Source organism: Odoribacter lunatus (assembly GCF_943193135.1).
Classification (GTDB): Bacteria; Bacteroidota; Bacteroidia; order Bacteroidales; family Marinifilaceae; genus Culturomica; species Culturomica lunata.
Genome location: NZ_CALPCZ010000048.1, coordinates 1 through 8,193 on the forward strand (window position 1 = coordinate 1; position 8,193 = coordinate 8,193).

An 8,193-nucleotide genomic window follows, 5' to 3' on the forward strand; every position below is an offset into this window, starting at 1 on the left:
TGACTTTGATAGGAATTGGATTAAAGGGACATGATGAGGTGCCGGAAGAAGAACCGAATGAATTCATGTTAATGATGGGGAAGGCTGTTTCATCCAAAGTTCCTCGCAAGAAAAAATGAATGAAAAATCGTCATAAAATTTATGGCGATTCTTTTTAAAATTGATTTGGTGTAAAGTTGTATATAAGTGCCTTTATTTTTATCCGCTTACCTTGTAGTTTTTGGGTAGAATATATTATATTTGTAGAATAATTTTACAATTCTTAGGGTTGACTAACTAAATAAATCTGAAGATAAAAAATGGCAAAAGAAAAACAATTCATGACTTGTGATGGTAATGCTGCCGCTGCGCATATTGCGTATATGTTCAGTGAGGTATCGTGTATCTATCCCATCACCCCGTCATCGCCAATGGCTGAAAATGTTGACGAATGGGCGGCTAAAGGAAGAAAGAATATGTTCGGGGAGACCGTACGTGTGATTGAAATGCAGTCGGAAGCGGGTGCTGCCGGAGCCGTTCACGGTTCCATGCAGGCCGGTGCTCTGACGACGACATATACTGCTTCACAGGGATTATTGCTGATGATTCCGAATATGTATAAGATTGCCGGCGAGTTGCTGCCTTGCGTTTTCCACGTAAGTGCACGTGCTTTGGCTGCTCATGCGTTGAATATTTTTGGTGACCATGCCGATATTTACGCTGCCCGTCAAACAGGTTTCGCGATGCTGGCTTCCGGCTCCGTACAGGAGGTAATGGATTTGTCGGCCGTGTCCCATCTGACGGCTATCAAATCCCGTGTGCCTTTCGTCAATTTCTTCGACGGTTTCCGTACTTCTCATGAAATACAGAAAATCGAGGCTTTGGATACGGAAGATTTGCGCGGCTTGGTGGATATGGAGGCTTTGCAGGCTTTCCGTAACCGGGCTCTGACGTCCGAATCTCCGGTGACACGCGGTACGGCACAGAATCCCGACATTTATTTCCAGGGACGCGAGGCTTCCAATAAGTTCTATGAAAGTGTGCCCGATATTGTGGCCGCCTATATGTATGAGATTTCCAAACTGACCGGCAGAAAGTACCGCCCGTATGACTATTACGGTGCTCCCGATGCCGAGAATATTATCATCGCAATGGGTTCCGTAACCGATACCATCCGCGAAGTTATTGATTATAAATTGAGCAAAGGCGAAAAGGTCGGCTTGATTGCCGTTCACTTGTACCGTCCTTTCTCTGCAAAATATTTCATGGAAGCCGTTCCGGCATCCGTTAAACGCATTACGGTATTGGATCGTACCAAAGAACCGGGAGCGAATGGTGACCCGTTGTATTTGGATGTAAAAGATATTTTCTACGGCAAGGCTAATGCTCCGTTGATTGTCGGAGGCCGTTACGGTATGGGCTCCAAGGATGTGACCCCGGCTCAAATTATCGCCATTTACAAGAATATGGCTATGAATGAACCGAAGAACCAGTTTACCGTAGGTATTGTGGATGACGTTACGTTCAAGTCTTTGCCGATGGAACCGGAAGTAAAAGTGACTTCCGACGGTACGTATGAGGCTAAATTCTACGGATTGGGGTCTGACGGTACGGTGGGTGCCAACAAGAACTCTATCAAGATTATCGGTGGGGCTACCGATAAATATTGCCAGGCTTATTTTGCTTACGATTCAAAGAAATCGGGCGGTTTTACGGCTTCTCACCTGCGTTTCGGCGATGAACCGATTCGTTCTACTTATCTGGTGACTACGCCCGACTTTGTGGCTTGCCATGTGCCGGCATACATTCATCAGTACGATGTGTTGAAAGGTTTGAAAAAAGGCGGCTCTTTCTTGTTGAATTCACTTTGGGATGCAGAGGAGACGGCTAAGCATTTGCCAAACCACATGAAGAAATATTTAGCTGAAAATGAGATTAATTTCTATATTATCAACGGTACGAAAATCGGACAGGAGTTAGGCTTGGGAAATCGTACCAATACGATTATGCAGAGCGCTTTCTTCAAGATTACGAATGTTATCCCTTACGAACTGGCTGTGAAAGAAATGAAAGCAGCTATCGTGAAGTCTTACGGCAAGAAAGGCGAAGCTGTCGTGAATATGAATTATGCAGCTGTTGATGCCGGCGGTAAGGAAGGCAATTTGGTGAAAGTGAATGTGCCTGCGGAATGGAAGAGCCTGCCGGATGAGATGCCGAATCAAGGCGGAGACCGTCCGGAGTTTATCCGTAATATTGTAGATGTAATGAATGCCCAAAAGGGTGACGAATTGCCCGTGAGCGCATTTAACGGCATCGAAGACGGTACTTTCCCGATGGGTACGGCTAAATTCGAGAAACGCGGTATCGCCATCAATGTGCCGGAATGGCAAGTGGAGAACTGTATACAGTGTAATCAATGTGCTTATGTTTGTCCTCACGCTGCTATCCGTCCGTTCCTGCTGACAGACGCAGAGGTATCCGCCGCTCCTGCCGGAACGGTTGCCAAACCGGCTATCGGTAAAGAATTCACAGGATACCAGTTCAAAATGCAGGTATCGCCGTTGGATTGTACCGGTTGCGGAAACTGTGCGGATATTTGTCCCGCCAAGACGAAGGCTTTGGTGATGAAACCTTTGGAATCACAAGAAGCAGAAATCGCACGCTGGGAGTATATGGATAAGAAAGTGGGTTACAAACAAGTGGTTGAACCGAACAACGTTAAGAATTCACAGTTTGTACAGCCTTTGTTTGAATTCTCCGGAGCTTGCGCCGGTTGCGGTGAAACTCCGTATATCAAGTTGATTACCCAACTTTTCGGTGAAAGAATGATGGTGGCTAACGCTACAGGTTGTTCTTCCATCTACGGGGCTTCCGCTCCTTCTATGCCCTATTGTACCAATTACAAGAGCGGCCGCGGTCCGGCTTGGGCTAACTCTTTGTTTGAGGATAATGCCGAATTCGGTTTTGGTATGGCGCAAGGTGCCAACCGTTTGCGTGAAAGAGTAAAGAGATTGTTGGAAGAAAACGCTTCTTCTTTCTCCGCTTCTACACAAGAAGCTGCGAAGGCTTGGATTGAAGGATTTGAAGATAAAGAACATACTTTGTCACTCAGCGATGCGCTGGCTACCGCTTTGAAGAAAGAAACGGCTCCGGTGGCAAAAGAGTTGCTGAACCTGAAAGCCTATTTTACGAAAAAGTCACAATGGATTTTCGGTGGAGACGGCTGGGGATATGACATCGGTTACGGCGGCGTAGACCATGTATTGGCAAGCGGTCACGATGTGAATATCCTGGTTGTGGATACGGAAGTATATTCCAATACGGGAGGTCAGTCTTCCAAATCAACTCCTGCCGGTGCGGTGGCTAAATTCGCTGCCAGCGGTAAACGGGTAAGAAAGAAAGACCTCGGTATGATGGCTATGTCATACGGCTATGTATATGTTGCACAGGTTGCCATGGGCGCCAATCAGGCACAGTATATCAAAGCCCTGAAAGAAGCTGAGGCTTATCCCGGTCCTTCTCTGATTATTGCTTATGCCCCCTGTATCAACCACGGTTTGAAGGCAAGTATGGGCAAGTCGCAGGCAGAAGAGAAGAAGGCCGTTGAATGCGGTTATTGGCAATTATACCGCTTCAATCCTTTGTTGGAAGCAGAAGGGAAAAATCCGTTCCAATTGGATTCCAAAGAACCGGATTACACGAAATTCCGCGAGTTCCTGATGGGCGAAGTTCGTTTCAATTCATTGATGAAAGCAGCTCCTGAAGATGCCGAAAAGTTGTTTGAAATGACAGAGGCCAATGCCAAATGGAGATACGAAGGGTACAAACGTCATGCTGAAATGAAGTACGGCGAATAATCCCCTTTTTATAGAATGCCAGCAGCCGGTCAAATTTTGACCGGCTGTTTTTTTACACAGACTGTTGCAAATAATTTGCAAACAGATATAGATTATGACGTTATCAAACGGGGTGACAAAACGAAAATAGTATAAAACAAGGGAGCTACTTTGTATTGTAACTCCCTTGTTTTTAAGTGTCGGGGTGACAGGATTCGAACCTGCGACCCTCTGCTCCCAAAGCAGATGCGCTACCGGGCTGCGCTACGCCCCGAACTGTTTATGTCTCTTAGTAAGTCGGCTGCAAAGGTAATAATTGTTATCAAAAACACAATGTTTCTATTTCTTTTTCTATTTCCATCCGATAAAATTCGTATTTTTGATTCTTCTAAAAAAGTAATATTATGACAGCAAATTGGTTTGAAGCAAAGGTAAAGTATATCAAAGTAAATGAGGACGGCCGGGAAAGAAAGGTGACCGAGTCTTATCTCTTGGATGCCATGTCCTACACGGAAGCAGAAAGCAGAATCATGAAAGAAATGGAGTCCGTGATTAAAGGGGAGTATTATATTAACGGACTGAAGAAGTCCAACATCACGGAGCTGGTGGAATCGAACGATGAAAATGACGACCGCTGGTATAAAGCTAAAATCGCAATTATCGACGCAGACGAGGTGAGCGGTAAGGAAAAGTCAAGTCATCAATATTATTTGGTTGCCGCCGCCAATTTCAATAAGGCTTTGGAAAATCTGGAAAAAAGTCTGTCTACGTTTGTGGTCCCTTACGAGGTTGTCAGCATCACGGATACACAATTTATGGATGTATTCCCCTATTTTTCAGATGAAAATGAAGAAGTGCCCTCTAATTTGAAACCCCTCTCCGAATGGGAGGAAGAAAACCGGGAAGATGCCTGATTTTAAACGGAATATTTCTTTATAAATCTTGGTATAATCCGTTTTTCTTTGCTAATTTTGAAATTCTTAAGAAAGAAACATGTTATTTTTTATTTGATAAAATTTTATATCATGAAGACACGTGTAGAACATGACCTGTTGGGAGAAAAAGAAGTACCGGCAGAGGCTTATTATGGGATACAGACTTTAAGAGGAATCGAGAATTTTGCCAATATCAGCGGTATCCGCATCGGAGATTATCCGCATTATGTAAAAGCCCTTGCTATGGTGAAATGGGCTGCATCCAAAGCAAACCAACAATTGGGCTTGTTGCCTGATGAAATGGCACACGCCATACAAAAGGCTTGCGAGGAATTGATTGAAGGAAAAATGGCTGACCAATTTCCGGTGGATTTGATTCAAGGAGGCGCCGGAACGTCTACCAATATGAATATTAATGAAGTGGTTGCCAACCGGGCTTTGGAGTTGTTGGGACACCAAAAGGGTGAATATCAATATTGCCACCCGAACAATCATGTGAACTTATCTCAATCTACCAATGATGCTTATCCGACTTCATTTAAGTTGGCATTTATCTTTATGAACGATGAGTTGGTAGAGGAATTGAAATTATTAATCCGGGCTTTCCGGACCAAAGGGGAAGAGTTCAAAGAAGTCATCAAAATGGGACGTACCCAGTTGCAGGATGCTGTACCGATGACACTGGGACAAGAATTTGAAGCATTTGCCGCCAATTTGGAGGAAGAAATTGACCGTCTTAACCAAATGGCTCGTTTATTCCTTGAGGTAAACATGGGAGCTACGGCTATCGGTACGGGTATCAATTCAGAACCCGAATATTCAGAGAAGTGTATCAAGAACTTGCGCATCATCAGCGGACGGGAATTTGTTTTGGCTTCCAATCTGATAGAGGCGACTCCTGATACCGGTTCCACAGTCATGTACTCGTCTGCTTTGAAACGGATGGCTGTCAAATTATCTAAGATTTGCAACGACTTGCGTTTATTATCAAGCGGACCACGTTGCGGATTGAATGAAATCAACTTGCCACCAATGCAACCGGGCTCTTCTATTATGCCGGGAAAGGTAAATCCGGTTATTCCGGAAGTAGTAAATCAGATTTGTTATCGAATTATCGGAAACGATTTGACAGTTACCTTTGCTGCCGAAGCCGGACAGTTACAATTAAATGTAATGGAGCCGGTTATCGTTCACGCCATATTCAGTTCAATAAAGATGTTACAGAAAGGTATGGAACGGTTGAGAATACTTTGCGTAGACGGTATTACCACCAATGCACAACACTGTAAAGACATGGTGTTGAATAGTATCGGCATCGTAACTGCTTTGAATCCGACTTTAGGATACGAAAATTCATCCCGCATCGCAAAACGCGCTTTGAAAGAAAATCGGAGTGTCTATGATTTAGTGCTGGAAGAGAAACTTTTAACAAAAGAAGAATTAGACCAGTTGCTAGTTCCGGAATTAATGATTAAGCCCCATAAATTCTATAAGAAAAAGTAACAAAGACTTCCCCCAATGGTTCATATAAAAACTTTTTGGGGGATTTTTTCTTTATTTTATTTTTTTCTTTTGGAATAACTATTACTTTTGCAATGCGATTGCCACTTTAGCTCAGCTGGTAGAGCGACGCATTCGTAATGCGTAGGTCGCGAGTTCAAGTCTCGCAAGTGGCTCAATTGGAAATCAGTCAATTACACAATAATGAGCCTTTAGACTATATGTTTAGAGGCTCTTTTTTTGTAAAAATAGTGAATAACTTGATCCCCCACACCCTTTGGGTTGAATTATACGAAAAATCTATCAGAAAAAGGAAAACGAAGAATGAAGAAGATATAGAAATAAAATAACCGAGGAAAGCGACTCGTGTGTGTTATGTGTGTGTCATTAGGAAAGAAAAAAGTCGCTCCCTCGGATATTTTTATCTATTTCTATTTCATCATCTATCCCAACGAATCTCCGTAAACTTCTGACGGTTACGCTCTACAAATAACCAGTCCGTCGCTGCCGTTCCATTCCAACCAGGCCAATCAACACAACCATCCAGATTGATATCATGAAGCAAGTCATAACGATAACCTTGCTGGCCTCCGTTTGGATAAATATCTACTAACGTCACTCGGTTCGGGTCCATCAAAGACACTAGATAGTTCGTATTCAACTCTCCTGCACTCAAGCACCAAATCGTTCGACCACCACTGCTCATGCGCGTCATGTGATAATCCATCCTGTGCGTCGTCGCACTGCGACGGTAGATATTCAACGTATCCGTGAAGTCGATGAAGTTAGCATTCACTTTATTTGATTTACCTACAAAGCTATAAACCTTACCTGTCATCACTCCCAAATGATTACGGTGACGGATGGCCACATAACGGTTGTTTTGAGACGTCGTCGCTGCATAAGCATTGCGGATTCCAACTATCGTATCGCCACTTCGACGATCGGCCAAATGACCGTCTGAAAGCAACAAACACGTATCGCGGGAAAGGAAGAACGTACTATCTGTCATCAAGGCTACGGAATCTTTGGGCTGACCTACACGCAACTCTACTTCTATCCAGTCTATTACATATAGATTTGAAGGAAGAAGAGGCAGCGAGGTTGGCAATTTCAGACTGTCAAGCAAACGACCCGTGTTACAATCCCCATGCACCATAATTCCGTTAGAAGCATCAAACACACCTTCCAAGAAGACCCGACCACGGATGTAACCCGTATCCAAACGAGACAACGTCAAGTCATAACCGGAAGAAAGACCGACTCCGCAAATCATATCATAAGGTACGAACTTATACAAACCGGGCGTCTTCAACCAAAAGACTGTATCATGCTTACTTATCGGTGAAAATCTCAAGGTATCATTACCTACAATTATCGGCTGCAAGCTCCATACGGGAGTTCCTTGGGTAAGACTGACCTTCACTTCCAGACTATCCTTAGAATCCAGACTTACATTATGGATACCGCTTTCCCAGTCGGAACGACCTGGACGACGAACTTCCACGTCTATCTCAACTTCCCAGTGCAAGTTTACTTTAGCACGATACAGACTATCGTATGTCAACGGGGTTTGTTCCATTCGACAACCATACTTATCCCACATTTCCAATACCTCAAACGTCAGGCAGGAATCCAAACCGCCTACACTACCCCAAGTCAAGGGAAGATGGATACTGCTATTACTGGAAAGATACGAACGGCCGAAAGTCAACGTCGTATAAGTCGGATTCGATACACCTGAAGATAATGTGTTCTCATGTTTGTAACGAGCCTGACGGATGACTATTGAGTCTACTCGACCTACTGGACGGTAAGTGAAGTCAAAGTACGAGGCCATTCCGCCATGACAAGCAATTGAATCAAAATGAACATAACCTGAAGGAAGACCGTCTACACATACCTGAACTTCATCTGAACGGACCTTACAACCCAAGCTATCA

At 44.0% G+C, this 8,193-nt stretch carries 4 protein-coding genes and 2 tRNA genes; 4 read left to right on the top strand and 2 right to left on the bottom strand.

Annotation, left to right across the window (positions count from 1 at the left end; translation table 11 throughout):
* Nucleotides 1-299 precede the first annotated feature (299 nt).
* The gene (nifJ, locus tag NFR61_RS10870; protein WP_251624034.1) at nucleotides 300-3,836 is read left to right on the top strand and encodes a pyruvate:ferredoxin (flavodoxin) oxidoreductase; all 3,537 of its coding nucleotides are present in this window, start codon (nucleotides 300-302) and stop codon (nucleotides 3,834-3,836) included.
* A gap of 179 nt (nucleotides 3,837-4,015) precedes the next feature.
* On the opposite strand, the gene NFR61_RS10875 is transcribed toward nifJ, so the two are convergent.
* Nucleotides 4,016-4,089: transfer RNA gene (locus tag NFR61_RS10875), tRNA-Pro, on the bottom strand.
* A gap of 130 nt (nucleotides 4,090-4,219) precedes the next feature.
* Here NFR61_RS10875 and NFR61_RS10880 point away from each other — a divergent pair.
* From NFR61_RS10880 to NFR61_RS10890, 3 genes are all read left to right on the top strand, one after another.
* The gene (locus NFR61_RS10880) at nucleotides 4,220-4,729 is read left to right on the top strand and encodes a DUF4494 domain-containing protein (RefSeq protein WP_251624036.1); all 510 of its coding nucleotides are present in this window, start codon (nucleotides 4,220-4,222) and stop codon (nucleotides 4,727-4,729) included.
* Between the two features lie 111 nt (nucleotides 4,730-4,840).
* Nucleotides 4,841-6,253 (top strand): aspartate ammonia-lyase, encoded by a 1,413-nt coding sequence (gene aspA / locus NFR61_RS10885; RefSeq protein ID WP_251624038.1) that lies wholly within the window; start codon nucleotides 4,841-4,843, stop codon nucleotides 6,251-6,253.
* A 100-nt stretch (nucleotides 6,254-6,353) separates the two neighbouring features.
* Nucleotides 6,354-6,426: transfer RNA gene (locus NFR61_RS10890), tRNA-Thr, on the top strand.
* A gap of 263 nt (nucleotides 6,427-6,689) precedes the next feature.
* On the opposite strand, the gene NFR61_RS10895 is transcribed toward NFR61_RS10890, so the two are convergent.
* Nucleotides 6,690-8,193, bottom strand: a 1,504-nt coding sequence (locus tag NFR61_RS10895) for a hypothetical protein (RefSeq protein ID WP_251624040.1), incomplete at its 5' end; no start/stop codon positions are given.